The sequence below is a fragment of the Streptomyces sp. P6-2-1 genome (assembly GCF_050613165.1).
GTDB lineage: Bacteria > Actinomycetota > Actinomycetes > Streptomycetales > Streptomycetaceae > Streptomyces.
In genome coordinates, this window is the sequence record NZ_CP192513.1 from 1,382,512 (window position 1) to 1,409,291 (window position 26,780).

General features: G+C 74.8%; 29 protein-coding genes. 9 read left to right on the forward strand and 20 right to left on the reverse strand.

Annotated features, from left to right (window positions below; all coding sequences use genetic code 11):
* Positions 1–8: 8 nt before the first annotated feature.
* The 7 genes from ACQYWQ_RS06100 to ACQYWQ_RS06130 all read left to right on the forward strand — a co-directional run bounded on the left by ACQYWQ_RS06100 (position 9) and on the right by ACQYWQ_RS06130 (position 8,102).
* Positions 9–1,034: an ADP-ribosylglycohydrolase family protein gene (locus tag ACQYWQ_RS06100; protein ID WP_431032864.1), complete on the forward strand. Its 1,026-nt coding sequence runs from the start codon at positions 9–11 to the stop codon at positions 1,032–1,034.
* Positions 1,031–2,293 carry an ADP-ribosylglycohydrolase family protein gene (locus tag ACQYWQ_RS06105; protein ID WP_431032865.1) on the forward strand — a complete coding sequence of 421 codons (1,263 nt, stop codon included), beginning with the start codon at positions 1,031–1,033 and terminating at the stop codon, positions 2,291–2,293. The genes ACQYWQ_RS06100 and ACQYWQ_RS06105 overlap by 4 nt, the downstream gene beginning before the upstream one ends.
* Complete coding sequence (locus ACQYWQ_RS06110) at positions 2,290–3,489, forward strand: ADP-ribosylglycohydrolase family protein (protein WP_431032866.1); 1,200 nt, start codon at positions 2,290–2,292, stop codon at positions 3,487–3,489. The genes ACQYWQ_RS06105 and ACQYWQ_RS06110 overlap by 4 nt, the downstream gene beginning before the upstream one ends.
* Positions 3,486–5,087 carry an ADP-ribosylglycohydrolase family protein gene (locus tag ACQYWQ_RS06115; protein WP_431032867.1) on the forward strand — a complete coding sequence of 534 codons (1,602 nt, stop codon included), beginning with the start codon at positions 3,486–3,488 and terminating at the stop codon, positions 5,085–5,087. The genes ACQYWQ_RS06110 and ACQYWQ_RS06115 overlap by 4 nt, the downstream gene beginning before the upstream one ends.
* On the forward strand, positions 5,084–5,983 hold the full coding sequence (gene rbsK / locus ACQYWQ_RS06120) for a ribokinase (protein WP_431032868.1): 900 nt from the start codon (positions 5,084–5,086) through the stop codon (positions 5,981–5,983). Before ACQYWQ_RS06115 ends, rbsK begins: the two co-directional genes overlap by 4 nt.
* An 86-nt stretch (positions 5,984–6,069) precedes the next feature.
* Entirely contained in the window at positions 6,070–7,245 is a 1,176-nt protein-coding gene (locus ACQYWQ_RS06125; RefSeq protein ID WP_431039077.1) for a CaiB/BaiF CoA transferase family protein, read from the forward strand.
* Positions 7,242–8,102, forward strand: coding sequence for an HpcH/HpaI aldolase/citrate lyase family protein (locus ACQYWQ_RS06130; RefSeq protein WP_431032869.1), 861 nt, complete (start codon positions 7,242–7,244; stop codon positions 8,100–8,102). The genes ACQYWQ_RS06125 and ACQYWQ_RS06130 overlap by 4 nt, the downstream gene beginning before the upstream one ends.
* A gap of 134 nt (positions 8,103–8,236) precedes the next feature.
* Here ACQYWQ_RS06130 and lgt read toward each other — a convergent pair whose 3' ends face one another.
* The 11 genes from lgt to hisI all read right to left on the reverse strand — a co-directional run bounded on the left by lgt (position 8,237) and on the right by hisI (position 17,401).
* Positions 8,237–9,310, reverse strand: coding sequence for a prolipoprotein diacylglyceryl transferase (lgt, locus tag ACQYWQ_RS06135; RefSeq protein ID WP_431032870.1), 1,074 nt, complete (start codon positions 9,308–9,310; stop codon positions 8,237–8,239).
* A 177-nt stretch (positions 9,311–9,487) separates the two neighbouring features.
* Positions 9,488–10,267 (reverse strand): DsbA family protein, encoded by a 780-nt coding sequence (locus tag ACQYWQ_RS06140; RefSeq protein WP_431032871.1) that lies wholly within the window; start codon positions 10,265–10,267, stop codon positions 9,488–9,490.
* Between the two features lie 190 nt (positions 10,268–10,457).
* Positions 10,458–11,285 (reverse strand): tryptophan synthase subunit alpha, encoded by an 828-nt coding sequence (gene trpA / locus ACQYWQ_RS06145; protein WP_431032872.1) that lies wholly within the window; start codon positions 11,283–11,285, stop codon positions 10,458–10,460.
* Positions 11,282–12,580: a tryptophan synthase subunit beta gene (gene trpB, locus ACQYWQ_RS06150; protein ID WP_431032873.1), complete on the reverse strand. Its 1,299-nt coding sequence runs from the start codon at positions 12,578–12,580 to the stop codon at positions 11,282–11,284. The genes trpA and trpB overlap by 4 nt, the downstream gene beginning before the upstream one ends.
* Positions 12,581–12,713: 133 nt before the next feature.
* Positions 12,714–13,001 (reverse strand): tryptophan biosynthesis modulator TrpM, encoded by a 288-nt coding sequence (gene trpM / locus ACQYWQ_RS06155; protein ID WP_431032874.1) that lies wholly within the window; start codon positions 12,999–13,001, stop codon positions 12,714–12,716.
* A 10-nt stretch (positions 13,002–13,011) separates the two neighbouring features.
* Positions 13,012–13,821 carry an indole-3-glycerol phosphate synthase TrpC gene (trpC, locus tag ACQYWQ_RS06160; RefSeq protein WP_431032875.1) on the reverse strand — a complete coding sequence of 270 codons (810 nt, stop codon included), beginning with the start codon at positions 13,819–13,821 and terminating at the stop codon, positions 13,012–13,014.
* A 177-nt stretch (positions 13,822–13,998) separates the two neighbouring features.
* Positions 13,999–14,421, reverse strand: coding sequence for a DUF2752 domain-containing protein (locus ACQYWQ_RS06165; RefSeq protein WP_431032876.1), 423 nt, complete (start codon positions 14,419–14,421; stop codon positions 13,999–14,001).
* A 63-nt stretch (positions 14,422–14,484) separates the two neighbouring features.
* Entirely contained in the window at positions 14,485–14,712 is a 228-nt protein-coding gene (locus tag ACQYWQ_RS06170; RefSeq protein ID WP_431032877.1) for an HGxxPAAW family protein, read from the reverse strand.
* A 92-nt stretch (positions 14,713–14,804) separates the two neighbouring features.
* Complete coding sequence (locus ACQYWQ_RS06175) at positions 14,805–15,479, reverse strand: TIGR02234 family membrane protein (RefSeq protein ID WP_431032878.1); 675 nt, start codon at positions 15,477–15,479, stop codon at positions 14,805–14,807.
* 7 nt (positions 15,480–15,486) lie between these two features.
* Positions 15,487–16,992 carry an anthranilate synthase component I gene (locus ACQYWQ_RS06180; protein WP_431032880.1) on the reverse strand — a complete coding sequence of 502 codons (1,506 nt, stop codon included), beginning with the start codon at positions 16,990–16,992 and terminating at the stop codon, positions 15,487–15,489.
* Between the two features lie 37 nt (positions 16,993–17,029).
* Positions 17,030–17,401 (reverse strand): phosphoribosyl-AMP cyclohydrolase, encoded by a 372-nt coding sequence (hisI, locus tag ACQYWQ_RS06185; RefSeq protein ID WP_431032881.1) that lies wholly within the window; start codon positions 17,399–17,401, stop codon positions 17,030–17,032.
* 77 nt (positions 17,402–17,478) lie between these two features.
* Between hisI and ACQYWQ_RS06190 the strand changes: the two genes are divergently transcribed.
* Positions 17,479–18,114, forward strand: a complete 636-nt coding sequence (locus ACQYWQ_RS06190; RefSeq protein ID WP_431032882.1) for a TIGR03085 family metal-binding protein — start codon at positions 17,479–17,481, stop codon at positions 18,112–18,114.
* Between the two features lie 25 nt (positions 18,115–18,139).
* On the opposite strand, the gene ACQYWQ_RS06195 is transcribed toward ACQYWQ_RS06190, so the two are convergent.
* From ACQYWQ_RS06195 to hisD, 9 genes are all read right to left on the reverse strand, one after another.
* A complete protein-coding gene (locus ACQYWQ_RS06195; RefSeq protein ID WP_431032883.1) occupies positions 18,140–18,895 on the reverse strand; it encodes a hypothetical protein in 756 nt (251 codons plus the stop codon).
* 158 nt (positions 18,896–19,053) lie between these two features.
* The gene (gene hisF, locus ACQYWQ_RS06200) at positions 19,054–19,815 is read right to left on the reverse strand and encodes an imidazole glycerol phosphate synthase subunit HisF (protein WP_431032884.1); all 762 of its coding nucleotides are present in this window, start codon (positions 19,813–19,815) and stop codon (positions 19,054–19,056) included.
* Positions 19,812–20,246, reverse strand: a complete 435-nt coding sequence (locus ACQYWQ_RS06205; RefSeq protein ID WP_431032885.1) for a Rid family hydrolase — start codon at positions 20,244–20,246, stop codon at positions 19,812–19,814. Before ACQYWQ_RS06205 ends, hisF begins: the two co-directional genes overlap by 4 nt.
* A complete protein-coding gene (gene priA / locus ACQYWQ_RS06210; RefSeq protein ID WP_431032886.1) occupies positions 20,243–20,974 on the reverse strand; it encodes a bifunctional 1-(5-phosphoribosyl)-5-((5-phosphoribosylamino)methylideneamino)imidazole-4-carboxamide isomerase/phosphoribosylanthranilate isomerase PriA in 732 nt (243 codons plus the stop codon). Before priA ends, ACQYWQ_RS06205 begins: the two co-directional genes overlap by 4 nt.
* A gap of 2 nt (positions 20,975–20,976) precedes the next feature.
* Positions 20,977–21,663, reverse strand: coding sequence for an imidazole glycerol phosphate synthase subunit HisH (hisH, locus tag ACQYWQ_RS06215; RefSeq protein WP_431039078.1), 687 nt, complete (start codon positions 21,661–21,663; stop codon positions 20,977–20,979).
* A gap of 8 nt (positions 21,664–21,671) precedes the next feature.
* On the reverse strand, positions 21,672–21,830 hold the full coding sequence (locus ACQYWQ_RS06220) for a hypothetical protein (RefSeq protein WP_010277019.1): 159 nt from the start codon (positions 21,828–21,830) through the stop codon (positions 21,672–21,674).
* On the reverse strand, positions 21,827–22,420 hold the full coding sequence (gene hisB / locus ACQYWQ_RS06225; RefSeq protein WP_431032887.1) for an imidazoleglycerol-phosphate dehydratase HisB: 594 nt from the start codon (positions 22,418–22,420) through the stop codon (positions 21,827–21,829). The genes ACQYWQ_RS06220 and hisB overlap by 4 nt, the downstream gene beginning before the upstream one ends.
* Positions 22,417–23,550, reverse strand: coding sequence for a histidinol-phosphate transaminase (locus ACQYWQ_RS06230; protein WP_431032888.1), 1,134 nt, complete (start codon positions 23,548–23,550; stop codon positions 22,417–22,419). The genes hisB and ACQYWQ_RS06230 overlap by 4 nt, the downstream gene beginning before the upstream one ends.
* A complete protein-coding gene (hisD, locus tag ACQYWQ_RS06235; protein ID WP_431032889.1) occupies positions 23,547–24,887 on the reverse strand; it encodes a histidinol dehydrogenase in 1,341 nt (446 codons plus the stop codon). The genes ACQYWQ_RS06230 and hisD overlap by 4 nt, the downstream gene beginning before the upstream one ends.
* 252 nt (positions 24,888–25,139) lie before the next feature.
* Here hisD and ACQYWQ_RS06240 point away from each other — a divergent pair, with 252 nt between their 5' ends.
* A complete protein-coding gene (locus ACQYWQ_RS06240) occupies positions 25,140–26,711 on the forward strand; it encodes an oxidoreductase (RefSeq protein WP_431032890.1) in 1,572 nt (523 codons plus the stop codon).
* The last annotated feature ends 69 nt before the right edge of the window (positions 26,712–26,780 follow it).

Genomic DNA, 26,780 nt, shown 5'->3' on the forward strand with positions numbered 1-26,780 from the left:
GGCACCCGATGGCCACGACGGTGAGCACGGCACGGGACCGCGTGGCCTCGCGGGCGCGCGGCGCGCTGCTCGGGCTCGCGGTCGGGGACGCGCTCGGGGCACCCGCCGAGAACCTCAAGCCGAGCGAGATCAGGCGCCGCTGGGGCCGGATCACGGGATACGTGGCGGAGCGGCCCGCGGGCACCGACGACACCGAGTACGCCCTGTTCTCCGGCCTGCTGCTCGTCCGGTACGGGGCCGGGCTCACCGTGGCGCACGCGGAGGCGGCCTGGCGCGAGTGGCTCACCGACATCGACGCGGGGGCCTTCCGCGGCGCCGGGTTCAGCGAGCGCGGCACCGTGGAGAACCTGCGGCGCGGGCTCGGCGCCCCGGCGAGCGCGCAGCACAGGCACCCGTGGAGCGACGGCCTCGCGATGCGCGCCGCGCCGTTCGGCGTCTATGCGGCGGGCGATCCTGCCGAGGCGGCGCGGCTCGTCGCCGTGGACGGCGCGGTGAGCCACGAGGGCGAGGGCGTGTACGGCGGCCAGGCCGTCGCCGCCGCTGTCGCCGTGGCGATGACGGGCGCGGGGCCGGGCGAGGTGACGCAGGCGGCACTCGGCTCCGTACCGGCCGATTCGTGGACGTACCGCTCGCTGGCCCGCGCCCTCGTCGCCGCGCGCGAGGGGGAACGGGCGCTGCGCGCAGCCGTCGTGGTGCGCGCGTACCCGTGGACGGACCTCGCGCCCGAGGCGGTGGGGCTCGCGCTCGGCGCGTACGCGCTCGCGGGCGGCGCGTTCCGCGCCGCGGTGCTCGCCGCCGTGAACATGGGCCGCGACGCCGATACGACCGCGGCGATCGCGGGCGCCCTCGCCGGGGCGGCGGGCGGCGTCGACGCGATCCCGCCGGAGTGGGCCCACCGCATCGGACCCGCACGCGGCTCCTGCCTCCCCGCGATGGCGGGCCGCCACGTACTCGACCTCGCCGACCAGCTCGTGGCGGCCCGCCGTACGCCCCGCCCCGCCGCCCTCCCCTCCTCCTCCGGAGCCACGCCATGAGCGCCCCCGCAGAGTCCCCCACCGTCGTTCCCCACGCCCCCGCCCGCACGCCCGCGCCCGACGCCGCTCCCCGCTCCCCCGCCGCCCGCGTGCTGCTCGGGCTCGCCGCGGGGGACGCGGCGGGGTGGCCGGCCGGGCGGCACCGCGCGTACGGGATGCCCGCGTGGACGCGGCGCCTGGCGCGCGAACTGGACCTCTTCGCCGAGCAGGGCGGCGTGACGACGCTCCCGGTGCCCGTCGCGCTCAACCAGGCCCCCGGGCCGCTGCGGCTCGGGCCTTCGGACGACGCGGAGTGGGCGGCGCTGACGGCGTACGCGCTGCTCGACGCGGTGCCGCCGGACGAGCGCGGGGTACGGGAGGCGCTCGACCGGCACTGGACGGCGCTCGCCGCGCAGCTCACCGCGCCGCACGCCGCGCAGGGACCCCACCCCGCACCCGCACCCGACCCCGACCCGCCCGGGGACCCGCACGCCGAGCCGCCCCCCGCCTTCCGGGCCCGCATCTCGGTGCGCGCCTCGCTCGCGAACCTCGCCGCGGGGCTCCCCCCTCCCGCCTGCGGGCACGACAATCCGCACTACTTCGACGACGCGGCCTGCGTCCGCGCCGCCGTCCTCGCGACGCTCCACGCCGGCGCGCCCCGGGCCGCAGCGACGCTCGCCGAGTTCGACGCGCGCTACACGCAGGACGGGGACGGGGTGCTCGGCGCGCGGGCCGTCGCCGCGGCCGTCGCCGCGGGGCTCGGCGGCGCGGACGCGGAGGAGGCGGTCGGGGCCGCGCTCGACGAACTGCCCGCGGGGACGGCGATCGGGCGGGCGGCGCGCGAGGCGCTCGGGTACGCCCGCACGGCCGTGCGGGAGGACGGTTCCGCCTTCGCCCTCGTGCCGGTCCTCGAACACGAGATCGTCGACCACGTCTACAGCTACGGCGTCGCGGCCGCGGAGACCGTGCCCGTCGCCCTCGCGCTGACGCTCGCCGCGCGCGGCCGCGCCGATGCCGCGCTCCCCGCCGCCGCCTGCCTGGCCCGCGTCGCCGACTCGGCGCCCGCGCTCACCGGGGCCCTCACCGGGGCGCTCGGCTCCGTCGTGCCCGCGCCCTGGCGCGCGGCCTGCCGGTGGCTCAGCGGCTGCGCCGTGCCCCGGCTCGCCGGCACCGACCTGCTCGCGCTCGCCGCGCGCCTCGACGCGCTCGTACCCGGCCCCCTCCCCGACACGACCACCGCGCCCCCCGCGGGCGCGGGAAAGGACGGCACCCCCTCATGACGGCAGTCTCACCGCTTCCCCCTGCCCGCGGCGTCCCCGCACCGGGGCCAGGACTCGCCGACCGCATCCGCGGCGCGCTGCTCGGCGCCGCCGTGGGCGACGCGCTCGGCGGGCCCGTCGAGGGGTACAGCCCGGAGCAGATCGTGGCGCGGCACGGGGGCAGGGTGACGGGGATCGTCGGCCCGTGGGCGGGGGAACAGTGGCGTACGGCACGCCCCTTGGCCCCGTACCACAAGGGCGACGGACACGTCACCGACGACACCCTCATGACGCACGCGCTGATCCGTGTCTACGGCACGGTCCGCGACCACCTGGACGCGCACGCGATCGCCGCGCACCTCGTGCCCGACCTCATCGGCAATCCCCGGTGGATTCCGGAGCTGGAGGCCGAGGCACTGCCGCTGCAACGGGTGTTCCTCGCCGAGAAGTGGCTCGTGACGCGCCTGCACTACGCGCACGCCGATCCGCGCGAGGCGGGCGTGGGGAACGTCGTGAACTGCGGCGCCGCGATGTACATGGCGCCGGTCGGGCTCGTCAACGCCGGTGACCCGGAAGGGGCTTACGCGGAGGCCGCCGAGATCGCCGGCGCGCACCAGTCCTCGTACGGGCGCGAGGCGGCCGCGGTCTTCGCGGCGGGCGTCGCCGCGGCGTGCCGTCCAGGGGCGGGCCCCGGGGACGTCGTGGAGACGTGTCTGCGGCTCGCGAAGGACGGGACGCGCGCGGCGATCGAGGCGGTGTGCGCGGTCGCGGAGCGGTACAGCGAACCGGAGGCGGCGCAGGGCGGTTTGCGCGCGGCGATCGCGCCGTACGACACGGTGGGCGAGGAGTACAGGGCGCCCTCGCTCGGCGCGCGCAGGCCCTCGCGGCTGCACGCGATCGAGGAACTTCCCATCGCGCTCGGCATGTTGCTCGTGTGCGGGGGGCGGGGCAGGGACACGCTGCTCGGCGCGGTCAACTACGGCAGGGACTGCGACTCGATCGCGACGATGGGCGGGGCGCTCGCGGGAGCGCTCGGCGGGAGCGCCGCGATCCCCGCGGAGTGGGCCGAGGAGGTGTGCCGCGCGAGCCGCCTCGACGTCGACGGCCCCGCGGCCGAACTCACGGCGGTGGCACGGGAGATCCACGGCAGGGACCTGGCAAGGCGACGGGCGCACGAGGCGGCCTTCGCGGCACTGGAAGCGGGGGAACGCGCGTGAGCGGCACGGACGCGGGCGGAGCGCGTACGGGCGCGGGACTGCGCCTCACGTGGGTGCAGCCCGAGGACCTGATCGGGCACGAGCTGCGGCAGGCGGGCGAGGAGGGGCGCGAGGTCGCCGGGATCGCGGCGCGCTGGTACGCGGCGGGCGGCACCGCCGCTCCCGTACGGGCCGGGGCGTCCCCCGTCCCCGTACCGAGGGAACTGCGTGCGCTCGCCGAGGAGTTGATGGCCAGGATCGCGGAGGTGCCCGAGGCGGCGGACCGCGCGGAGCCGACGGAGCTGGGCGAGATCGTCGCCGCGTGTCCCGAGTGGCCGGGGGCGCGCGTGTACGACGGCGATCCCGTGGCCCTGGAGAAGCGGCTCGAAGCCGCCTGGCGCGGGCGCGCGGCCGGGTGCGTGCTCGGCAAGCCGGTCGAGAAGCTGCCGCTCGACGGGATCAGGGCGCTCGCGCGCGCCGCGGGGAACTGGCCGCTGCGGACGTGGTTCACGGCCCACGGGGTACCGGCCGACCTGCTCGCCGCGTACCCGTGGAACCGGCGCAGCGCGGGCAGTTGCCTCGCCGAGAACATCGCGGGGGCGCCCGAGGACGATGATCTCGACCACCCCGTCCTCACCCTTGAGCTGCTGCTGCGGCACGGGCGGGGCTTCACGACGGCGGACCTCGCGGCGCTGTGGCTGGAGCAGTTGCCTGCGGGGAAGCTCTTCACGGCCGAGCGGGTCGCATACGCGAACCTCCTGCGCGGCCTGGAGCCCCCGGAGACCGCCCGGCACCGCAACCCCTTCCGGGAGTGGATCGGCGCCCTGATCAGGGCCGACGTGCACGGCTGGACGCACCCGGGCGACCCGGCGGGCGCGGCGGCACAGGCGTGGCGGGACGCGGTGCTCAGCCATACCAGGAACGGCGTGTACGGGGCGATGTTCGCCGCGGCCGTGCTCGCCGAGGCGACGGGGACGGCAGGGGGCGGCGGGACGGCACGGCCCGGCGGCTTCGCGGGCGCGCGGGCCGTCCACCACTGCCTCGCGACCGGGCTGCGCGTCGTGCCGCCCGGCTCCCGCCTCGCCCGCGCCGTCCGCGAGGCGCTCGCCCTCGCCCGTGCCCACGCGGACTTCGACACCGTCGTGGACGCGCTGCACGCCGCCCACCGGGGCACGCACTGGGTCCATGTCGTCCCGAACACCGCGCTGCTCACCGCCGCGCTCACGCACGCGGCGCTCGCGGTCGAAGCGGGCGCGGAGGAGGACTTCTTCACGGCCGCGGTGACCCGTACCGTGTCGGGCGGCTGGGACACGGATTCGAACGGAGCGACGGCCGGGTCCGTCGCAGGAGTGCTCCACGGGGTCCCCGGGGTGTGGACCGCTCCGCTGGGGAACCGATGGAGGACAGCGGTCACGGGAAGCTGGAACGGTCCCGGCGAGACCGGCGCGGACTACGACACGCTCGCCCGGCTCACGACGGAACTCGCCCTCGCCCCCGAGGCCGCCGACGACACGACAGCCCGCCGCCCCGCCGCCGGGGAGCGCGTCCTCGTACGGGACGTGGCCGCCACGGACGGCGAGGCGCCGCCCCCGACCGCCACCAGGAGCCCCACGCCATGAGCCACATCGTGGTCCTCGGCAGCACGAACATGGATCTCGTCGCCCACGTCGCCCGCGCCCCCGAGCGCGGCGAGACCGTCACCGGGCGCAGCTTCCGCACCCATCCCGGCGGCAAGGGCGCCAACCAGGCCGTCGCCGCCGCGCGCGCGGGCGGCACCGTCGCGATGATCGGTGCCGTCGGCGAGGACGCCTTCGGCACCCGGCTGCGGCAGGAACTCGCCGACGCGGGGGTCGACACCGAACTGCTCCGGCTCGTCCCCGGCCCGAGCGGCACCGCGCACATCGTCGTGGACGACGCCGGGGGCAACGCGATCGTCGTCGTCCCCGGCGCGAACGCGAGCCTGACCGGGCTCGTGCCCGGCGACGAGCACCTCATCGCGGCCGCCGACACGTTGCTCCTGCAACTGGAGATCCCGCTCGGCACGGTCCTCGCGGGCGCCGAGGCCGCGCGCCGCCACGGCGTGCGCACGGTCCTCACGCCCGCGCCCGCGCAGACCCTGCCACCCGGTCTCCTCGCCGCGACCGACCTGCTCGTCCCCAACGAGCACGAGGCCGCCGCGTTGACCGGGAGCGGCGACCCCGCCGAGGCCGCGCGCGTCCTGCTCGACCGCGTGCCCGAGGTGGTCGTGACGCTCGGCGCGCGCGGCTGCCTGTACGCGGCGCGGGGCGCGGCCCAGCTCCTCGTGCCCGCGCCCGATGTGGACCCGGTGGACACGACGGCGGCAGGGGACACCTTCGTCGGGGCCCTCGCTGTCGCGCTCGGCGAGGGCCGCGCGATGCCGGACGCGCTCGCGTGGGCGGGCACGGCGGCGGCGCTCTCGGTGCAGCGAGCGGGCGCGGCGCCCTCGATGCCCGACCGGGCCGAGATCGACGCGAGCGCGGGGGTGGTGGCGTGAGCGCCGCCGACGGTCCGTACGAGGCGGGCCCCGCCCCGAGCCCGTACGAGCCCGACAGACCCGAGGCGCCCGAGGAGCCGGGGCCCCTGCACGGCACCCGCGTGCTCGATCTCGCGACGCTCTTCGCCGGGCCGCTCGCCGCGACGATGCTCGCGGACTTCGGCGCGGACGTCGTCAAGATCGAGCACCCCACGCGCCCCGATCCCTCGCGCGGGCACGGTCCCGGCAAGGACGGTGTGGGGCTGTGGTGGAAGCTGCTCGGGCGCGGGAAGCGGAACGCGACGGCGGACCTGTCCAGGCCCGAGGGGCGCGAGGTGCTGCTCCGGCTCGTCGCCGAAGCGGATGTCGTGATCGAGAACTTCCGGCCGGGGACGCTGGAGCGCTGGGGCCTCGGCTGGCGGGAGCTGAGCGAGGTCAACCCGCGGCTCGTGCTCGCGCGCGTGACGGGCTTCGGGCAGTTCGGGCCGTACGCGAAGCGCCCCGGGTTCGGGACGCTCGCGGAGGCGATGAGCGGGTTCGCGGCGATCACGGGGGAACCGGACGGGCCGCCGGTGCTGCCGCCGTTCGGGCTCGCCGACTCGATCGCCGCGCTCGCGACGGCGTACGCGGTCATGACGGCGCTCGCCGGGCGGGAGCGCACGGGGCGCGGCCAGGTCGTCGACCTCGCGATCATCGAGCCGATCCTCACCGTGCTCGGCCCGCAGCCGCTCTGGTACGACCAGCTCGGCTACGTCCAGCCGCGCACGGGCAACCGCTCGACGAACAACGCCCCGCGCAACACGTACCGGACGGCCGACGGCCGCTGGGTCGCTGTCTCGACCTCGGCGCAGTCGGTCGCCGAGCGGGTCATGCGGCTCGTGGGACGCCCCGAGCTGATCGACGAGGAGTGGTTCGGGAGCGGCGCGGGGCGCGCGGCGCACGCGGACGTGCTCGACGAGGCGGTGGGCTCCTGGATCGCCGCGCGCGAGCGCAAGGAGGTCGTGGACGCCTTCGAGGAGGCGCAGGCGGCGATCGCGCCGGTGCAGGACGTCGCCGACGTCATGGCCGATCCGCAGTACGGGGCGCTCGGCTCGCTGCCCGTGTTCGACGACCCGGAGCTGGGGCCCCTGCGGATGCAGAACGTTCTCTTCCGGCTCTCGGAGACACCGGGGCACATCCGCTGGACGGGCAGACCGCACGGCGCGGACACGGACGCGGTGCTCGGCGAGGCCGGTTTCGGCACGGAGGACATCGCGCGGCTGCGGGCGGCGGGTGCGGTATGACGAACGAGGCGAGGGAGAACAGCCTGGCCACCACGCCGCTGACCTGGCTGTACGTGCCGGGCGACCGTCCCGCGCGGGTCGAGAAGGCCCTGTCGGCCGGGGCCGACGTGGTGATCGTGGACCTGGAGGACGCGGTCGCGCCCGACGGGAAGGAGCACGCGCGGGCCGCCGTCGTCGAACTGCTCTCGGCCCCTGTCCCCGTCCCCGTGCACGTGCGGGTCAACCACCTGGACGGTCCCTGGGGCGCCCACGACGTGGCGGCGCTCGTCGGGCTGCCGCACCTGTCGGGCCTGCGGCTGCCGAAGTCGCGGGGCGCGGAGGACGTACGGCGCGCCGCTGTCGCCTGCGGCGGGTCACCGATCCCCGAGCTGTACCCGATCCTGGAGGACCCGCTGGGGGTCGAGCGCGCCTTCGAGGTGGCGACGGCGCACCCGGCGGTACGGGGCGTGGCGCTCGGTGAGGCGGACCTGCGGGCGGCGCTCGGGGCGCGCGGGGACGCGGGGCTCGATCACGCGCGCGGGCGTGTGGTGCTCGCCGCGGGCGCGGCGGGGCTCGCGCCGCCCGCGCAGTCGGTGTACCCGGACGTACGGGACGAGGAGGGTTTCGCGGCCTCCTGCCGGCACGGCAGGGACCTCGGTTTCTTCGGCCGCGCGGCGATCCACCCGCGTCAGCTCTCGGTCATCGAGCACGCCTGGCGCCCCGGTGGCGCCGAGGTCGAGGCGGCGGAGGAGGTGCTGCGTGCGGCGGCCGGGAACGGCGGCGCGCTCGCGCTTCCCGACGGCCGCCTGGTGGACGCGGCGGTCGTCGCGGTGGCGCGCCGCACCAAGGCGCTCGCTGAGCGGCTCGGGGTGGGGTGAGGTGAGGGCCGGGGGCCTGGTCCCCGGCCCCCGGTGCGGTACGGAACGGGGCGGGACGGAGGTGATCCGTCCCGCCCCGCGGAGTGTCGTGGCCCGTGGCCCAAGGGCCGTGCCTGGGGCGGTGGCGCCCGGGGTCAGCTCTTCTTGAGCGAGGCGGTGGACCCGGAGGGCTCGGCGTTCTCGGGGACGGTGTCGTCCGCCTCGTCCCCGGCCCCGGCCGTCTTCGCCCCGCTGCCCTGGGCGCCCTCGACGTCCTCAGCGCCCTTCGCGGCCTCAGCGCCCTTCGCGTCTTCGGTGCCCTTCGCGTCCTCGGTGTCCTTCGCGGCCTCGGGCTTTTCGGCGTCCCGCGGCTCCGAGGTCGCCGTGTTCCCGCCGTCCCCTTCGTCCCCGTCGCCGCCCTTGTCGACGATGACCTCGCGGCCCGGGCGGAGCCGGGCGGAGAGCACGAAGTAGGTGACGGCGGCGATGAAGACGATGATCGCCGTCCACACGTTGAGGCGGACCCCGAGGATGTGGTGCGCGCTGTCGACCCGCATGTACTCGATCCAGCCGCGGCCCGCGCAGTACGCGGCGACGTAGAGCGCGAAGGCGCGCCCGTGGCCGAGGCGGAAGCGGCGGTCGGCCCAGAGCACGAGGAGGCCGACCCCGATGCACCACAGGAACTCGTAGAGAAACGTCGGGTGGTACGTGCCGGGGATGCGGCCGCCGCTGTCGCTGGTGATCTTCACGGCCCAGGGCAGGTCGGTCGGCTTGCCGTACAGCTCCTGGTTGAACCAGTTGCCCCAGCGGCCGATCGCCTGGGCGAAGGCGATGCCGGGGGCGACCGTGTCCGCCCAGGCCGGGAGCGGGATACCGCGTCGGCGGCAGCCGATCCAGGCGCCGAGGGCACCGAAGGCGATGGCGCCCCAGATGCCGAGGCCGCCCTCCCAGATCTTGAAGGCGTTGACCCAGTCCTTGCCCTCGGTGAAGTACAGCTCGTAGTCGGTGATGACGTGGTACAGCCGTCCGCCGACGAGCCCGAAGGGCACGGCCCAGACGGAGATGTCCGCCACCGTGCCCGCCCGGCCGCCGCGCGCGATCCAGCGCCGGTTGCCGATGAGCACGGCGACGAAGACGCCGATGATGATGCAGAACGCGTATCCGCGCAGCGGGATGGAGCCGAGGTACAGCACTCCGCGCGACGGGCTGGGGATGTAGGCAAGGTCCATGACGCGGTCCACGCTATCGCGGGGCGGGAGCGGGGCGGGCCCGAGTGTTGGCAACGTCTCCGTAACGTCGCCCTTCGGTGGGGCGGGCCCGTGCGGCCTGCGGCCGTGTCGCCGAACTCCCTCCTTCGGCCGGGAGGCGTTCCGGGGGGCCGGATGCGGCGTTCCCGAGCGCGTGGCTCAGTTCTTCGCCTTCTCCTCCACCAGCTCCTTCAGGCGTTCCGGGGTGAAGGCAGGCTTCGGGTCCTTGAAGACGTCTTTGCCGTCGAGGATGACCGCGGGGGTGCCGCGGAAATCGCCCTGCTGGAATTTCTCGTGGGACTTGGCGACCCAGGCACGGTGGGTCCTCTCGGTGACGCAGGTGCGGAAGGCGGGCGTGTCGAGACCCTTGACCTTCTTGGCGAGGGCGATGAGCTTGTCCGGCTCGGCGTAGGGGTCGCTCGTCTCGGCGGGCTGGTTGGCGTAGAGGACGTCGTGGTACGCGGGGAACTTGCCCTCGTCCTGCGCGCACAGCGCCGCGTTGGCCGCGGTCGCCGAGCCGCTGCCGCCCATGTTGCCGTCGATGAGGGTGGCGAGGTGGTACTCGACGCGGAGCTTCCCCGAGCCGGTCAGCTCGTGGATCGTGGACCGGAAGCCGTTCTCGAACTGGGCGCAGGCCGGGCAGCGGAAGTCCTCCCAGACGGTGAGGACGGAGGGGGCCGACTTCTCGCCGAGCGGGATGGCGAGGCCGTCCTCGCCCGTCGCGCCCTTGGGCGCGACGACGGGCCCCGCCGCGTCCGTACTGCCCTTCTTGCCCATCGTGACGGCGGCCCCGACACCCCCCACGACGACGAGGACCCCGAGGACGACGGCGCCCATCACGAGGCTCTTGCGCCGCTTCTCGCGGGCCTCCTCGCGTCGGCGGTCGGCCGCGATGCGGTCCCGCGCGGACAGCTTTCCCTGACGATTCTTCTCGCTCACACCCCCGCCAACGAACCGGCCCGGCAGTCGTGCCTGCCGGGCCGGTTCTTCACGCGGACGAGTGAAGCGCGGGGTGCGGAGTTGCCGGGGCGCGGTACGACGATCCGCTCATCCCCGGCCAGGCGCGTCCCCGGCCGGACTCAGCCCCGGCTGGGATGATCCCCGGCCGGCCCCCGGCCCCCGCAGCCCCTCAGCCCCGCTGCCGGACGCCCTTCGCCAGTTCGCCCGCCAGTTCCCGTACCGCCGTGAGTCCCGCCTCCTCGTCGGGTGCCTCCAGGAGGCGCTTGACGAAGGCGGAGCCGACGATGACGCCGTCGGCGAAGGCGGCGACCTCGGCGGCGTGGGCCGGGGTCGAGACGCCGATGCCGACGCAGATGGGCAGGTCGGTGGTGGCGCGGGTGCGGGTCACGAGGTCCTTGGCCTGCTCGCCGACCGAGTCGCGTGTGCCCGTGACGCCCATGAGCGAGGCCGCGTAGACGAAGCCGCTGCCCGCGGCCGTGATCTCGCCGAGCCGCTTGTCGGTGCTGCTGGGCGCGACGACGAAGACCGTCGCGAGGCCCTGCTTCTCGGCGTGCGCGCGCCACTCGGCGGACTCCTGCACGGGCAGGTCGGGCAGGATGCAGCCCGCTCCCCCCGCCTCGGCGAGTTCGCGCGTGAAGCGCTCGATGCCGTAGCGGTCGATCGGGTTCCAGTACGTCATGACGAGGACCGGCTTGCCGGTCGCCTCGAAGGCCTGGCGGACCGTGTCCATGACGTGCCTGATCTTGAGGCCGCCGCGCAGCGCGATGTCGTCGGCGGTCTGGATGACGGGGCCGTCCATGACCGGGTCGGAGTGCGGAAGGCCGACCTCGACGACGTCGGCGCCGCCTTCGAGCGCCGCCCGTACGGCCTTCGCTCCGCCCTCGATGGACGGGAAACCTGCCGGGAGGTACGCGACGAGCGCGGCGCGGTTCTCGGCGCGGGCGCCCGCGAGGGTGGCGCTCAGCAGCGCGGACTGTCCGGAGTGGTGCGTGGTCACTGGGGCTCCCCATCGGCGTCGGCGCGGACGATGCCGTCCACGACGACGGACGCGTCGTCGTAGAGGCCGAAGTACTTGGCGGCGGTGTCCATGTCCTTGTCACCGCGCCCGGACAGGTTGACGAGCACGAGCCCGTCGGGGCCGAGTTCACGGCCGATGTCGAGGGCCCCGGCGAGCGCGTGCGCCGACTCGATGGCCGGGATGATGCCCTCGGTGCGCGACAGGAGCCGCAGCGCCTCCATCGCCTCGCCGTCGGTGACGGGCCGGTACTCGGCGCGCCCGGACTCGCGCAGGTGCGCGTGCTCGGGGCCGATGCCGGGGTAGTCGAGCCCGGCGGAGATCGAGTAGGGCTCGGTGATCTGGCCCTCCTCGTCCTGGAGGACGTAACTGCGCGAGCCGTGCAGTATCCCCGGCTCGCCCGCCGTGAGGGTCGCCGCGTGCTCGCCCGAGGCGACGCCGTGCCCCGCGGCCTCGCAGCCGACGAGGCGGACTCCCTCGTCGGGCAGGAAGGCGTGGAAGAGGCCCATCGCGTTGGAACCGCCGCCGACGCAGGCGACCGCGGCGTCGGGGAGCCTGCCGGTGCGCTCCTGGAGCTGGCGGCGGGCCTCGACGCCGATGACGCGGTGGAAGTCGCGGACCATCGCGGGGAAGGGGTGCGGGCCCGCGACGGTGCCGAAGAGGTAGTGCGTGTGCTCGACGTTGGCGACCCAGTCGCGGAACGCCTCGTTGATGGCGTCCTTGAGGGTGCGGCTGCCGGACTTCACCGCGACGACCTCGGCGCCGAGCATCCGCATGCGGGCCACGTTGAGTGCCTGCCGCTCGGTGTCGATCTCGCCCATGTAGATCGTGCAGTCGAGCCCGAAGAGGGCGCAGGCGGTCGCCGTCGCGACTCCGTGCTGGCCCGCGCCGGTCTCGGCGATGACGCGGGTCTTGCCCATGCGGCGCGTGAGGAGCGCCTGCCCGAGCACGTTGTTGATCTTGTGCGAACCGGTGTGGTTGAGGTCCTCGCGCTTGAGGAACACGCGGGCGCCGCCCGCGTGTTCGGCGAAGCGCGGTACCTCGGTGAGCGCGCTGGGGCGCCCGGTGTAGTGGACGAGGAGGTCGTTCAGCTCGGCCGCGAAGGCCGGGTCGCTCTTGGCCTTGTCGTAGGCGACGGCGACCTCGTCGACGGCGGCGACGAGCGCCTCGGGGATGAAGGCGCCGCCGAAGCGGCCGAAGTAGCCCTCGGGGTTCGGGCTCAGGCCCTCGGGATCGGGCACGAAGAAGTCGTGCCCCTGGGATGCCTCGTGTGTCATGGATGGACGCTCCGGTACCGGGGCGCGCGGGGGCGGCCCGGGAGAGGTGGTCAGGGACGGCACGGTGGCCACGAGGGTACGGCGTGTGCGCGCCCGGGCACGTACGGTACGGGCGGCACGCCGCGTCGGGCCCTCAGCGGCCAAAGCGGCGCCATCGCATGCCGTTGACCTGTCCCGGCTCGTCCCCGATCACGTACCGCACCCGGCGGCCGTGGACGCGGCGGGCCGGGGCGCGGCAGCCGCGCGGGCGGCAGCCCCTGGCGAGCCGCGCGTACGGGTCACGGGCCTGCGCGCACACCGCCCGCTCCCGCAGGAGCCCGGTCCGCGCGAGCCCCGCGGGGCCGCTCTCCGCCGCGCACGCCGCGACCCCGGACGGGCACGGGGCCTGCCGGGTCGCGGGGGCGGGGGAAGCGGTGGTCATGGCGGAGGGGTCAGTCCCGTCCGTGGCGCAGCGCGGGGTGGGCGCCTGCGGCGACGAGGTCGGCGACGGCGGTCCTGGGGTCGCGCCCGGTGACGAGGGACTCGCCGACGAGGACGGCGTCGGCGCCCGCGTTGGCGTAGGCGATGAGGTCGTGCGGGCCGCGTACACCCGACTCGGCGACCTTGAGGACGCCCGCGGGGACCTCGGGGGCCACGCGCTCGAAGGTGTTGCGGTCCACCTTCAGGTTCTTGAGGTTGCGCGCGTTGATGCCGATGAGGCGGGCGCCCGCGTCGACCGCGCGCTCGACCTCGGCCTCGTCGTGCGCCTCGACGAGCGGCGTGAGGCCGATCGAGACGGCGCGCTCGATGAGCGATTCGAGCGCGGGCTGCTCCAGGGCGGCGACGATGAGGAGCGCGAGGTCGGCCCCGTAGGCGCGGGCCTCCCAGAGCTGGTACGAGGTGACGATGAAGTCCTTGCGCAGGACGGGGATGTCGACCTTGGCGCGGACGGCTTCGAGGTCGGCGAGCGAGCCGCCGAAGCGGCGCTGCTCGGTGAGCACGGAGATGACGGCGGCGCCGCCCGCCTCGTAGTCGGCGGCGAGCGCGGCGGGGTCGGCGATCGCGGCGAGCGCGCCCTTGGAGGGGCTGGAGCGCTTGACCTCGCAGATGACCTGCACGCCTTCGCCGCCGAGGGCCGCGAGCCCGTCGCGGGCCTCCGGGGCGCGGGCGGCACGCTCCTTCAGCTCGTCGAGGCTGACGCGCGCCTGCCGTTCCGCGAGGTCGGCACGCACGCCGTCGATGATCTCGTCGAGCACACTCACTCCGGCGGACTCCTCTCAAGCCTCCCGCACGGGGAGGGGGAACGTGGTTCGGGCCCGGCCCGGCCCGGCGGTACGGGGGGCGGTGGACCTCCTGCGATGGTAGCGGCCGCAGGGCGTAAGCCGCGCATCCGGTTGACGGTGGCGAGGCTGACCAGCGGATTCGCCGTACCGGGTGGCTCAGGGGTGCAGGAAGCCGCCGAGCGGCAGATTCCGTACGAGCGTGAAGACGAGCACGACGGCGCCGAGCGCCCAGCGCAGCCCGGCCGGGGGCTGGAGCACCGCGAGGTCCTTGCCCCGTGCGGCGCGGACGGCCCATACGAGCCACAGCACGGCGGCGATCCCGTACCCGGCGACGGCGAGCGCGTTGTCCTGGAGGGCCGCGGCGAGGTCCCCGTGCGCGACGGCGTGCGCGCTGCGCAGCCCGCCGCAGCCGGGGCAGTAGATCCCGGTGAGACGGAGCAGGGGGCAGGGGGGATAGTGCCCGGGCTGGTTCGGGTCCACGGCCCCGACATACGCGAACGCCCCCACCACGCCGAGGAGGGCGGTGGCGGGGGCGACGAGACGACGGGCGGGGCGCGCGAGTACGGGCGGGGTGGTCACGCGGTCATTGTGCGGCTTGTGCCCGCGCGGCGCACGCACCCGCCGTGGCCCTCGTGCGGCGGCTCAGTGGGCGCCGTGGCCCAGCTCGCTCTTGCCGGTGGGCCGGTTGCCCAGGCCCGCCGCGCTCATGGCGCCGCCGACGATCGCGGCGAGCAGCAGAATCCCGATCCCGACCCAGAAGCCGACAGGAACGGACATCACGATGAAGACGCTGCAAACGATGAACCCGACGAAGGCGATCAGGACGCCGGTCCACGCCGCCGGGGTGTGCCCGTGGCTCCTCTTCGACATGACTTGCTCCTCGGTACGGTGGATCTACGCGTTCATTGTCGCGCACGGGGTGCGACGGCGCGCACCGGGGTGGGCCCCCTGAGCAGCGCGGCTCAGTGTTCGCCGGTCGGGTCCTCGCCCCGGTCGATGGCCTTCCACAGGTCCTCGGGACGGTCCGGGTCGACCGCGCGGCGGGGGGTACGGGGCCGGGGCGCGGTGCCCCCGCGCTCGTAGCGCCCGGACATCGCCGGCCAGCGGCGGCCGTGCAGCAGCGCGAGGACGCCCGCGACGAGGAGGAGGGCGCCGGCGCCCGTGGAGACCCAGGGCCAGGCGGTGGCGCCGAAGGCGTGGACGGTCGCCGCCGCGTGCCCGGACGCCTCGGCGGCCTTGTCGTCGAGCGCGCCGTGGTCGCGCGCGCCGACGACGCCCGCGACGACGGTGCCGAGGCCGCTGAGCGCGAGGAGCGCGGCGACGAAGACGCGGCCGGCGCGGCGGACGGCGAAGACGGCGAAGAGCGAGGCGAGGCCGACGATGGCGAGGGCCGCGGGCGCGCCGGTGACGTCGCCGCCCTTGACCGAGAGCGGCAGGGTGCCGCCCACGACGGTCGCTGTGCCGTGTGCCCAGGTCTGGCGCGAGCACAGGAGGGCGAGCGCCGCGCCCGCGGCGCCGAGCACGAGCGCGGCGGCGAGGCTGCGGCGCGCTCCGCGCGGGGCGCGCGGGGCGGCGGGGGCCGCCGCTTGCGCGGGCGCGGGGGGGGCGTCGGTACGGGGGTGCGGGACAGCAGTCACCCGTCCACTATCCCTCACCGCCCCGCGCGGCCCGCAGGCGGTCGGCGCTGTGGACGGCGCGGAGCACGGCCGCGGCCTTGTTGCGGCACTCCTGGTCCTCGGCGGCCGGGTCGGAGTCGGCGACGACCCCGGCTCCCGCCTGCACGTACGCGGTGCCCTCGCGGAGCACGGCGGTGCGGATCGCGATCGCGGTGTCGGAGTCGCCCGCGAAGTCGAGGTAGCCGACGGCGCCGCCGTACACGCCGCGCCGCGAGGGCTCCAGCTCGTCGATGATCTCCAGGGCGCGCGGCTTGGGCGCGCCCGAGAGGGTGCCCGCGGGGAAGCAGGAGGTGAGGACGTCGAAGGCGGTACGGCCCTCGGCGACCTGCCCGGTGACGGTCGAGACGATGTGCATGACGTGCGAGTACCGCTCGATGGACATGAAGTCGACGACTTCGACGCTGCCGGGCGCGCAGACGCGGCCGAGGTCGTTGCGGCCGAGGTCGACGAGCATGAGGTGCTCGGCGCGTTCCTTGGGGTCCTTGAGCAGTTCCTCACCCAGTTCGCGGTCCTCCTGCGGGCTCGCGCCGCGCGGCCTCGTCCCGGCGATGGGGTGGACCATCGCGCGGCCGTCCTCGACCTTGACGAGCGCTTCGGGGCTGGAGCCGACGATGTCGAAGCCTTCGAGGCGCAGGAGGTACATGTACGGCGAGGGGTTGGTGGCGCGCAGGACGCGGTAGACGTCGAGGGCGCTCGCCGCGCACGGGGTCTCGAAGCGCTGCGAGGGCACGACCTGGAAGGCCTCCCCCGCGCGGATGCGCTCCTTGACGGTGTCGACGGCGGCGCGGAACTCGGGGCCGCCCCAGCGCGCGGTGTACGCGGGCAGCGCGGACTCGGGGAGCTGGGCGGGCTCGGAGGCGAGGGGGCGGCGCAGGTCGGCCTCCATCGCGTCCAGGCGGGCCACGGCGTCCGCGTACGCCTCGTCGACGCCGGTCGCGAGGTCGTTGTGGTTGATGGCGTTGGCGATGAGCCTGACCGTGCCGTTCCAGTGGTCGAGGACGGCGAGGTCGGAGGTGAGGAGCATCGTCAGCTCGGGCAGGCCCAGTTCGTCGGGCGTGTCCTCGGGGAGCTTCTCCAGGCGGCGTACGACGTCGTAGCCGAGGTAGCCGACCATGCCCCCGGTGAAGGGCGGCAGTCCGGGGGCGAGGTCGCGCGGGGTGTGCAGGGCCTCGACGGTGGCGCGGAGCGCGGCGAGCGGGTCGCCCTCGGTGGGGACGCCGACGGGCGGGGTGCCCGTCCAGTGCGCCTGGCCGTCCTTCTCGCTGAGCACGGCGGCGCTGCGGACGCCGATGAAGGAGTACCGGGACCAGGACTGGCCCGCGCTCTCGGCCGATTCGAGCAGGAAGGTGCCGGGGCGCTCGGCTGCGAGCTTGCGGTAGAGGCCGACCGGCGTGTCGCCGTCGGCGAGGAGGGTGCGGCTGACGGGGATGACACGCCGGTCGGCGGCGAGAGCGCGGAAGGCTGCGAGGTCCATGTGGCAGGACCCTACTGGCCCGCGGGCGCCGCTTCGTTCAGTCCTCGGTGCCTTCGGCGAGCAGCACGTCGGCGTCGAAGCACGTGCGGTCGCCCGTGTGGCAGGCCGCGCCGACCTGGTCGACCTTGACGAGGAGCGTGTCGCCGTCGCAGTCGAGTGCCACGGACTTGACGTGCTGGACGTGCCCCGATGTGTCGCCCTTGACCCAGTACTCCCGCCGCGAGCGCGACCAGTAGGTGCAGCGCCCGGTGGTGAGGGTGCGGTGCAGCGCCTCGTCGTCCATCCACCCGAGCATGAGGACCTCGCCGGTGTCGTACTGCTGGGCGACGGCGGGCACGAGCCCGTCCGCCGTCCGCTTGAGGCGCCTCGCGAGGTCCGGGTCGAGGGGGCTGTCGGCCGTACTGTTCATACGGCCATTGTCGCGCAGTGCGCGGGGTGTGGGCGCGGGGCGTCCGCCGGGGTGCCCGCAGGGCTAGGCTGGCTTCCATGTCCAGTCATGCGAAGCGTGAACGGCTGCTACTGGCCGATCTGTTGGAGGCGTCGGGTCCCACCGCGCCGACCCTGTGCGAGGGGTGGCTGACGCGGGACCTGGCCGCCCATGTGGTGGTGCGCGAACGGCGCCCGGACGCGGCGGGGGGCATGTTCGTCAAGGCGCTCGCCCCGCGCCTGGAGCGGGTGCAGGCGGAATTCGCCGCGAAGCCGTACGAGGAGCTGCTCCAGCTCATCCGTACGGGCCCGCAGAAGTACTCGCCGTTCAAGCTCAAGCAGGTCGACGAGCTGGCGAACGCCGTCGAGTTCTTCGTCCACGCCGAGGACGTCCGCAGGGCGCAGCCCGACTGGACGCCGCGTGCGCTCGACCCGGTCTTCGCCGGAACGCTGTGGACGCGCCTGGAGAAGATGGCGCGCCCGCTGGCCCGCAGGTCCCCCGTCGGTCTCGTGCTGCGCCTGCCGGACGGGCGCACGGCGGTCGCCAACCGTGCGACCCCGGTGGTCACGGTGACCGGTGAGCCGGGCGAGCTGACCCTCTTCGGCTTCGGCCGCCAGGCGCACGCGGATGTGCAGCTGGAGGGCGAGAAGGCGGCGGTGACCGCGCTGATGGAGACGGACGAACTGGGTTTCTGAGGCGCGGTCGGCGCGGCGGTACGGGTCAGCGGCCGGGGAGTTCGAGTGTCGTGGCGCGGTCCACCGCGCGGTACCGCCGCCACAGGAGACACAGCGGGGTCATCACGACGGCCCACAGCAGGGGCACCCACCACCAGGCGAGGCCGGTGCCGCCCAGGCCCACGCCCAGGAGGGCGGCGACGGCGACGGTCGTGACCGTGCCGGCGACGAGGGCGGGGGTGTCCGCGGGCTGCCCGGCGGACCGCGCGCGCCCGCGCCGCAGCCGGCGGACGCCCAGGACGAGACTGTACAGGCCGCCCGTGAGCCCGCCGAGTGCCACGCCGGTCGCGAGCGTGCTCGCGGAGCGCGGGGTGTCGCGGCTCTCCTGGTACTTCCCCGCCCAGGTGACGCCGACGAGTGCGTCGTGCCACAGGAAGCCGGACACGTGGTCGTCCTCGGCGACTTCCTTGCCGAACCTGCTGTCGTCCCTGAAGTCCACCGCGCCGCTCCAGGATCGGCCGACGAAGTCGACGCGGCGCGAGGTCTCGCTCCTGTTGACCCAGACGTCCTTCACGGAGGCCACGGTGAGGCGTACGGGGTGCAGGCAGTCGGCCCCCGTGTCGTCCTCGGCGACGGAGGCCGCGCACGGCCGGGCTCCGTCGAGGGCGGACGCGTCGGCGATCCGGGCGGGCAGGACCGCCGTCATGCCCCCGCCCACCACGAGCAGGAGCACGCCGGCGAGGAGCGGCCAAGCGACCCTCCAGCGCCCGCCGACGTGCTTCCGCGTTTCCGTCGTCGCCATCCCGGCCCCCTCCCCCACGTGGCGCGCGAGAGGTTCCGCGCCGCACCGAAACATAGCTCCCGGGCGGCGCGGAGCGCTATGCGTGGGCACGGCAGCGAAACGGGCCCCCGGCTGCCGGGAGGCGCACCCGCGCCCGGCGGCCCAGCGCGCGCGGCCGCTCAGCGCACCGGCAGTCCCGCGTCCCGCATCGCGTCCTTGACCTCGTCGACGCGCAGTTCACCGAAGTGGAAGACCGAGGCGGCCAGGACCGCGTCGGCGCCCGCTTCGACGGCGGGGACGAAGTCGGCGAGCTTGCCCGCGCCGCCGCTCGCGATGACGGGGATGTCGACGCGGCGGCGGACGTCGCGGATCATCTCCAGGTCGTAGCCGTCCTTGGTGCCGTCCGCGTTCATGGAGTTGAGCAGGATCTCGCCCGCGCCCAGCTCGGCGGCCCGCTCGGCCCATGCGAGGGCGTCGAGCCCGGTGCCGGTGCGGCCGCCGTGGGTCGTCACCTCGTACCCGGGGTTCCCGTCGGTGCGGCGGCGGGCGTCGACGGAGAGGACGAGGACCTGGCGGCCGAAGCGCTCGGCGATCTCGCGGATCAGCTCGGGGCGGCTGATCGCCGCCGTGTTGACGCCGACCTTGTCGGCGCCCGCGCGCAGCAGCCGGTTCACGTCATCGGCCGTGCGGACGCCGCCGCCGACGGTGAGCGGGATGAAGACCTGCTCGGCGGTGCGGCGCACGACGTCGTACGTCGTCTCGCGGGAGCCGGACGAGGCGGTGATGTCGAGGAAGGTCAGCTCGTCGGCGCCCTGGGCGTCGTAGAGCTTGGCGAGTTCGACGGGGTCGCCCGCGTCGCGCAGGTTCTCGAAGTTGACGCCCTTGACGACGCGGCCCGCGTCGACGTCGAGGCAGGGGATGACCCGTACGGCGAGGCTCATGCGGTCACCTCGGGGGTGTCGGGCAGGGTCTCGGGAACGCCTCCGGCGCGGTAGGCCTCGACCTCGATCTCGACGGACATCTCCGGGTCGATGAGCCCGGCGACAAGGACGAGGGTCGCCGCGGGGCGGACGGCGCCGAAGACGTCGGCGTGCGCGCGGCCCACCTCGGCGGTGTCACCGCCGTGCACGACGTACATGCGGGTGCGCACGACGTCGGCGGCGGTGAGGCCGAACCGGGCGAGCGCGTCGAGCGCGGTCGCGAGGGCGGCGCGGGCCTGCTCGTAGGGGCCTCCGGCGACGAGGCGGCCGGCCTGTATCCCCGTACAGCCGGAGACCAGGACGAGGCCGTTGGGGAGGGCGACGGCGCGCGAGTAGCCGATCGCCTCCTCGTACGGGCCGCCCGAGGAGATCCTGCGTACCGCGTCGCTCACGCCTGCCTCACCACGTCGAGCGCCTCCTCCAGCGTGAACGCCTTCGCGTAGAGCGCCTTGCCGACGATCGCGCCCTCGACGCCCTCGGGGACGAGCGTGCTGAGCGCGCGCAGGTCGTCGAGGGTCGCGACGCCGCCCGAGGCGACGACGGGGCGGTCGGTGGCCGCGCACACGCCGCGCAGGAGGTCGAGATTGGGGCCCTTGAGGGTGCCGTCCTTGGCGATGTCGGTGACGACGTACCGGGCGCAGCCCTCGCTGTCGAGGCGGGCGAGGGTCTCGTAGAGGTCGCCCCCGTCGCGGGTCCAGCCGCGCCCGCGCAGTGTCGTGCCCCGTACGTCGAGACCGACCGCGACGCGGTCGCCGTGCTCGGCGATGACCTTGGCGACCCACTCGGGGGTCTCCAGGGCGGCGGTGCCGAGGTTGACGCGCGTGCAGCCGGTGGCGAGCGCGGCGGCGAGCGTGTCGTCGTCGCGGATGCCGCCGGAGAGTTCGACCTTGATGTCCATCGCCGCGGTCACCTCGGCGACGAGCGCGCGGTTGTCGCCCGTGCCGAAGGCGGCGTCGAGGTCGACGAGATGCAGCCACTCGGCGCCCGCGGACTGCCAGGCGAGTGCGGCCTCCAGCGGGGAGCCGTAGGAGGTCTCCGTACCGGACTCGCCGTGCACGAGGCGGACGGCCTGTCCTTCGCGGACGTCGACGGCGGGGAGGAGTGCGAGCTGCTGGGACATGGTCAGAGGGTCTCGATCCAATTGGTGAGGAGCTGGGCTCCGGCGTCGCCGGACTTCTCGGGGTGGAACTGGGTGGCCCACAGGGGGCCGTTCTCGACGGCGGAGACGAAACGCTCGCCGTGCGTGGTCCAGGTCACGAGCGGGGGGCGCAGGCGGGCGCTGGTCACTTCGAGTGTCCAGTCGTGGACCGCGTAGGAGTGCACGAAGTAGTAGCGCTCCTCGGGGCCGAGCCCGGCGAACATCGCGCTCCGCGCGGGCGCTTCGACGGTGTTCCAGCCCATGTGCGGGACGACGTCGGCCTTGAGCGGCCCGACGGTGCCGGGCCATTCCTCCAGTCCCTCGGTCTCGACGCCGTGCTCGATGCCGCGCCCGAAGAGGACCTGCATGCCGACGCAGATGCCGAGGACGGGGCGGCCCCCGGTGAGGCGGCGGTCGATGATCCAGTCGCCGCGCGCCGCCTTGAGCCCGGCCATGCAGGCGGCGAAGGCGCCGACGCCGGGGACGAGGAGGCCGTCGGCGTTCATCGCGGCGTCGTAGTCGCTGCTGATCTCGACCTCGGCGCCTGCGCGGGCGACGGCGCGCTCGGCGGAGCGGACGTTGCCGAAGCCGTAGTCGAGTACGACGACCTTCTTCTTCGGGGCCGCGGGGTTCGTGGACGCGGGGTTCGTGGACGCGGGGTTCGTGCTCATCGTGGCGCTCACACCGTGAGGTTGAGGACGCCCGCGATCAGGAAGACCCCGGCGCCGACGGACAGCATCGCGAGCAGGCTCTTCGGCATGCCCTGCTTGACGAAGGACCAGACGCCCCCGGCGAGGAACAGGCCGATGATGATCAGAAGCGTGGAGGTGCCGTTCACAGGGCGCCCTTCGTGGAGGGGAGGATGCCCGCGGCGCGCGGGTCGGGTTCGCTGGCGTAGCGCAGGGCGCGGGCGAGTGCCTTGAACTGGCACTCGACGATGTGGTGCGCGTTGCGCCCGTAGGGCACGTGGACGTGCAGGGCGACCTGGGCCTGTGCGACGAACGACTCCAGGATGTGCCGGGTCATCGTCGTGTCGTAGGCGCCGATCATCGGGGCCATGTTCTCGGGCTCGGTGTGCACGAGGTAGGGGCGGCCGGAGAGGTCGACGGTGACCTGCGCGAGGGATTCGTCGAGGGGCACCGTGCAGTTGCCGAAGCGGTAGATGCCGACCTTGTCGCCGAGCGCCTGCTTGAAGGCGGCGCCGAGGGCGAGCGCGGTGTCCTCGATGGTGTGGTGCGTGTCGATGTGCAGGTCGCCCTCGGTCTTCACGACGAGGTCGAACAGGCCGTGCCTGCCGAGCTGGTCGAGCATGTGGTCGTAGAAGCCGACTCCGGTCGCGATGTCGGTCCTCCCGGTTCCGTCGAGGTCGATCTCGACCAGCACGGAGGTCTCCTTGGTGGTGCGCTCCACCCGGCCCGTGCGGCTCATGCGCTGTGCTCCTTCTTCAGTCCGCGTACCGCGTCGATGAACGCGTCGTTCTCGGCGGGGGTCCCCGTGGAGACCCGCAGCCGCCCCGGTACGCCGTTGTCCCTGACCAGGACGCCCCGGTCGAGGATGTACTGCCAGGCGGCGTGCGCCCCGCCGGGCCCGTCGAAGACCCCGAACTGCACGAAGTTCGCGTCGGAGGGGGTCACGTCGAAGCCGAGCGCGGTCAGTTCGGTGACGAGCCTGTCGCGCTCCGCCTTGAGCTGCTCGACGTACCCGAGCAGCGTATCGGTGTGCTCCAGGGCCGCGAGCGCGGTGGCCTGGGTGACGGCGGAGAGGTGGTACGGGAGGCGTACGAGCTGGACCGCGTCGACGACGGCGGGGTCGGCCGCGAGGTAGCCGAGGCGCAGCCCCGCTGCGCCGAAGGCCTTCGACATCGTGCGCGAGATCACGAGGAGCGGGCGGCCCTCGATGAGCGGGAGGAGCGAGTCGGCGTGGCTGAACTCGACGTACGCCTCGTCGACGACGACGACCGTGGGCTTGACGGCCTGTGCGGCCTCGTAGAGCGCGAGGACCGTCTCGCGGTCCACGGCGGTGCCCGTCGGGTTGTTGGGCGAGGTGACGAAGACGACGTCGGGGCGGTGGGTGGCGAGCGCGGCGACGGCGGCCTCGGTGTCGATCGTGAAATCGGCGCCGCGGGGCCCGGAGACCCACTCGGTGCTGGTGCCGCGCGCGATGAGGCCGTGCATCGAGTACGAGGGCTCGAAGCCGAGCGCGAGCCTGCCGGGGCCGCCGAAGACCTGGAGGAGCTGCTGGATGACCTCGTTGGAGCCGTTCGCCGCCCACACCTGCGCGGGGGTGATCTCGTAGCCGTCGCGGGAGAGGTACGCGGCGAGCGCGGTGCGCAGCTCGACGGCGTCGCGGTCCGGGTAGCGGTTGAGGTCGCGGGCGGCCTCGCGGACGCGCTCGGCGATGCGCTCGACGAGCTGTGCGGGGAGCGGGTACGGGTTCTCGTTGGTGTTGAGGCGGACGGGTACGTCGAGCTGGGGGGCGCCGTAGGGGCTCTTGCCGCGCAGTTCGGGGCGGAGCGGGAGGGCGTCGAGCGGGGTGCCGCCGCGGTTCTCGGGGCTCATGCGCGGGGCACCTGCCCCTCGAAGCGCGCGGTCACCGCCGCGCCGTGCGCGGGCAGGTCCTCGGCCTCGGCGAGGGTCACGACGTGGTGGGCGACCTCGGCGAGCGCCTCGCGGCCGTAGTCGACGATGTGGATGCCGCGCAGGAAGGACTGGACGCTCAGGCCCGAGGAGTGGCAGGCGCAACCGCCCGTGGGCAGGACGTGGTTCGACCCGGCGCAGTAGTCGCCGAGCGAGACGGGTGCCCAGGGGCCGACGAAGATCGCGCCCGCGTTGCGGACCCTGGCGGCGACGGCGGAGGCGTCGGCGGTCTGGATCTCCAGGTGTTCGGCGGCGTAGGCGTCGACGACGGTGAGGCCGTCGGCGATGTCGTTGACGAGGACGATCGCGGACTGGCGCCCCGCGAGGGCAGGTTCGACGCGCTCGGTGCGGTGCTTGGTCGCGGCGACCTGGCGGGACAGCTCGAGTGCGGTGGCCTCGGCGAGCACGGGCGAGTCGGTGACGAGGACGGAGGCCGCCATCGGGTCGTGCTCCGCCTGGCTGATGAGGTCGGCGGCGACGTGCACGGGGTCCGCGCTCGCGTCGGCGAGGATCGCGATCTCGGTGGGGCCCGCCTCGGCGTCGATGCCGACACGGCCCTTGAGCAGGCGCTTGGCCGCGGCGACGTAGATGTTGCCGGGGCCTGTGACGAGGTCGACAGGGCGGCAGCCCTCGGGGTCGCCGGGGCCGTACGTGCCGTAGGCGAACATCGCGATCGCCTGGGCGCCGCCCGCCGCGTACACCTCGTCGACGCCTAGGAGGGCGCAGGCGGCGAGGATCGTCGGGTGCGGCAGTCCGCCGAACTCGGGCTGCGCGGGCGAGGCGACGGCGATGCCTTCGACGCCCGCCTCCTGCGCGGGCACGACGTTCATGACGACGGAGGAGGGGTAGACCGAGCGGCCGCCCGGCACGTAGAGCCCGACGCGCCCGACGGGCACCCACTTCTCGGTGACGGTGCCGCCGGGGACGACCTGGGTGGTGACGTCGGTGCGGCGCTGCTCGCGGTGGACGAGGCGGGCGCGGCGGATCGACTCGACGAGCGCGGCCTCGACCTCGGGATCGAGCGCGGCACGGGCCTTCTCGATCTCGGCGGCCGGTACCCGCAGGTGGGCGGGTTTCCCGTCGCCGAAGCGCTCCCCCCACGCGATGACCGCCGCCGACCCGCGATGGCGCACGTCCTCGCACACGGGCCGCACCTTCTCCAGGGCGGCCTCGACGTCGAACTCGGCTCGGGGCAGCAGGTCCCGCAGCGCCGCGCCCTCGGGGAGGGCGGCACCGCGCAGGTCGATTCGAGAGATCACGGGTCAAGTCTCGCAGACGTCGCGCGGGGCACGCGGGCGCGTATCACTCGGTGATACGGAGCGCGCACCCGCGGGCACCCCGGCACACCACCGTGCGTCACCCCTCGCGGGGCTCCCGAACAAAAGAACCCCTCCCCACCACACGATTCCTCCCACGCTCCGCGTTCACGGCGTCACGCAGCGGGCATGTGATCCCTGACGGTGTGTGCGCACGGCTGTGTGCGCCGACGACTCCTTGAGGGGAGGCCCGCCGTGGACGAGGAACTGGGCGGCGAGCCGCCGGAGTGGCTGAGCCCGGCGGAGGCGGGGCTGTGGCAGGCGTTCCGCAACGGCAGCATGTTCGACCTGCGCACCGGGGACCCGGTCAGGGACGATCCGCACGGCACGGAGCCGTGGGGGCACGACAGGGAGGTGCGGGCGCGTGTCGTGTGCGTCCTGCTGCTGAGCTGTCCGCCCGCGTTGCGCGGCCGGGTCTCCTCGCTCAAGCTCGCCGGGGCGCGTGTGACGGGCCTGCTCGATCTCGCGGGCGGCACGGTCGCCCCGTACGTGGAGCTGGTGGGCTGCCGGTTCGAGCAGGAGGTGCTGCTGCCGGAGGCGCGGTTCACGACGCTGCGGCTCGTGGACTGCGCGCTGCCACGCCTGGAGGCGGCGCGGCTGCACACCGAGGGCGATTTCCATCTGCCGCGCTGCCAGGTCGCGCACGGCGTCCGGCTCACCGACGCGCACATCGGCACCGACCTGCTCCTCAACCAGGCGGTGCTGCGCGCGGACCGGCGCGGGAGCTGCCTGCTCGGGGACGGGCTGAGCGTGGGCCAGGACCTCCAGGCGGAGCTGCTGGAGGCGGAGGGCGAGGTGAGCCTGCGCGGCGCGCAGATCGGGGTCTCGCTGAGCCTGCGCGGGGCGCGCCTGAGCCACCCCTACGGGCGCCGCGCGCTCAACGCGCCGCAGCTGACCGTCGAGCGCACCCTCTACCTGACCCCGGCAGCCGTGGTCGACCCGCCGGTGACGGGCGGGAGCACCCCGGCCCGCGGGGCGCGGGTGCGGGGCTTCGAGTGCAGGGGCGGGGTGCGGCTCGACGACGGGAGATTCGGGGACGCGGTCGACCTGGAGCAGGCGGAGTTCGTGCTCGACAACGACCAGGAGGTGTCGCTGCGCCGCATCCAGGTGCCCGAGCTGCGGTTCCTGGCGCGGCGGATCGAGCGCGGACGGGTCGTGCTCTCGGGGGCGCGGGTCGGGACGCTCGTGGACAGGGCGGCGAGCTGGCCGCGCGCGGGGCTGCTCTCGATGGGCGGTTTCAGCTACGAGAACCTCGTGCCCGTCGGGGCCTTCCCGCTCTCGGCGCGGCTCGCGTGGGTCGCGGCGGCCGAGCCGGAGTACCGGCCCGAGGGGTACGAGCGCCTCGCCGCCGTGCTGCGCGCGGGCGGCGAGGACCCGGAGGCGCGCGAGGTGCTGCTCGCCAAGGAGCGGGCGCGGCGCGCGACGCTGCCGCCCGCCGTACGCCTGTGGGGGTACGTGCAGGACCTCACGGTGGCGTACGGGTACCGGCCGGGGCGCGCGGCGCTGTGGATGGGGGTGCTGTGGGCGGCGAGCAGTCTGTTCTTCTCCTGGGACCCGCCGTCCCCGCTGCGCGCGGACGAGCACCCGCAGTGGAATCCGGTGCTCTACGCGCTCGACCTGCTCGTCCCTGTCGTGGACCTGGGGCAGGACGGTTTCTGGCGGATGCAAGGGGCCGCGCAGTGGGCGGCGGCGGGGCTCGTGGCGCTCGGCTGGATGCTCGCGACGACGGTGGCGGCGGGCGCGACGCGCGCGCTGCGGAAGGGGTGAGGGGGAGGCGGCAGGAGGTGGGCGGGAGGGCGGTGCCGGGGGTGGGGGAACCGCCGTACGGGTCCTGAC

Bases quoted from the DNA above. Each gene is read 5' to 3' on its own strand.
- ACQYWQ_RS06100 (WP_431032864.1), top strand. From the start codon at position 9: ATGGCCACGACGGTGAGCACGGCACGGGACCGCGTGGCCTCGCGGGCG.
- ACQYWQ_RS06105 (WP_431032865.1), top strand. From the start codon at position 1,031: ATGAGCGCCCCCGCAGAGTCCCCCACCGTCGTTCCCCACGCCCCCGCC.
- ACQYWQ_RS06110 (WP_431032866.1), top strand. From the start codon at position 2,290: ATGACGGCAGTCTCACCGCTTCCCCCTGCCCGCGGCGTCCCCGCACCG.
- rbsK (WP_431032868.1), top strand. From the start codon at position 5,084: ATGAGCCACATCGTGGTCCTCGGCAGCACGAACATGGATCTCGTCGCC.
- ACQYWQ_RS06130 (WP_431032869.1), top strand. From the start codon at position 7,242: ATGACGAACGAGGCGAGGGAGAACAGCCTGGCCACCACGCCGCTGACC.
- lgt (WP_431032870.1), bottom strand. From the start codon at position 9,310: ATGGACCTTGCCTACATCCCCAGCCCGTCGCGCGGAGTGCTGTACCTC.
- trpB (WP_431032873.1), bottom strand. From the start codon at position 12,580: ATGACACACGAGGCATCCCAGGGGCACGACTTCTTCGTGCCCGATCCC.
- trpM (WP_431032874.1), bottom strand. From the start codon at position 13,001: ATGACCACCGCTTCCCCCGCCCCCGCGACCCGGCAGGCCCCGTGCCCG.
- ACQYWQ_RS06170 (WP_431032877.1), bottom strand. From the start codon at position 14,712: ATGTCGAAGAGGAGCCACGGGCACACCCCGGCGGCGTGGACCGGCGTC.
- ACQYWQ_RS06180 (WP_431032880.1), bottom strand. From the start codon at position 16,992: ATGGACCTCGCAGCCTTCCGCGCTCTCGCCGCCGACCGGCGTGTCATC.
- hisI (WP_431032881.1), bottom strand. From the start codon at position 17,401: ATGAACAGTACGGCCGACAGCCCCCTCGACCCGGACCTCGCGAGGCGC.
- ACQYWQ_RS06190 (WP_431032882.1), top strand. From the start codon at position 17,479: ATGTCCAGTCATGCGAAGCGTGAACGGCTGCTACTGGCCGATCTGTTG.
- ACQYWQ_RS06195 (WP_431032883.1), bottom strand. From the start codon at position 18,895: ATGGCGACGACGGAAACGCGGAAGCACGTCGGCGGGCGCTGGAGGGTC.
- hisF (WP_431032884.1), bottom strand. From the start codon at position 19,815: ATGAGCCTCGCCGTACGGGTCATCCCCTGCCTCGACGTCGACGCGGGC.
- priA (WP_431032886.1), bottom strand. From the start codon at position 20,974: ATGTCCCAGCAGCTCGCACTCCTCCCCGCCGTCGACGTCCGCGAAGGA.
- hisH (WP_431039078.1), bottom strand. From the start codon at position 21,663: ATGAGCACGAACCCCGCGTCCACGAACCCCGCGTCCACGAACCCCGCG.
- hisB (WP_431032887.1), bottom strand. From the start codon at position 22,420: ATGAGCCGCACGGGCCGGGTGGAGCGCACCACCAAGGAGACCTCCGTG.
- ACQYWQ_RS06230 (WP_431032888.1), bottom strand. From the start codon at position 23,550: ATGAGCCCCGAGAACCGCGGCGGCACCCCGCTCGACGCCCTCCCGCTC.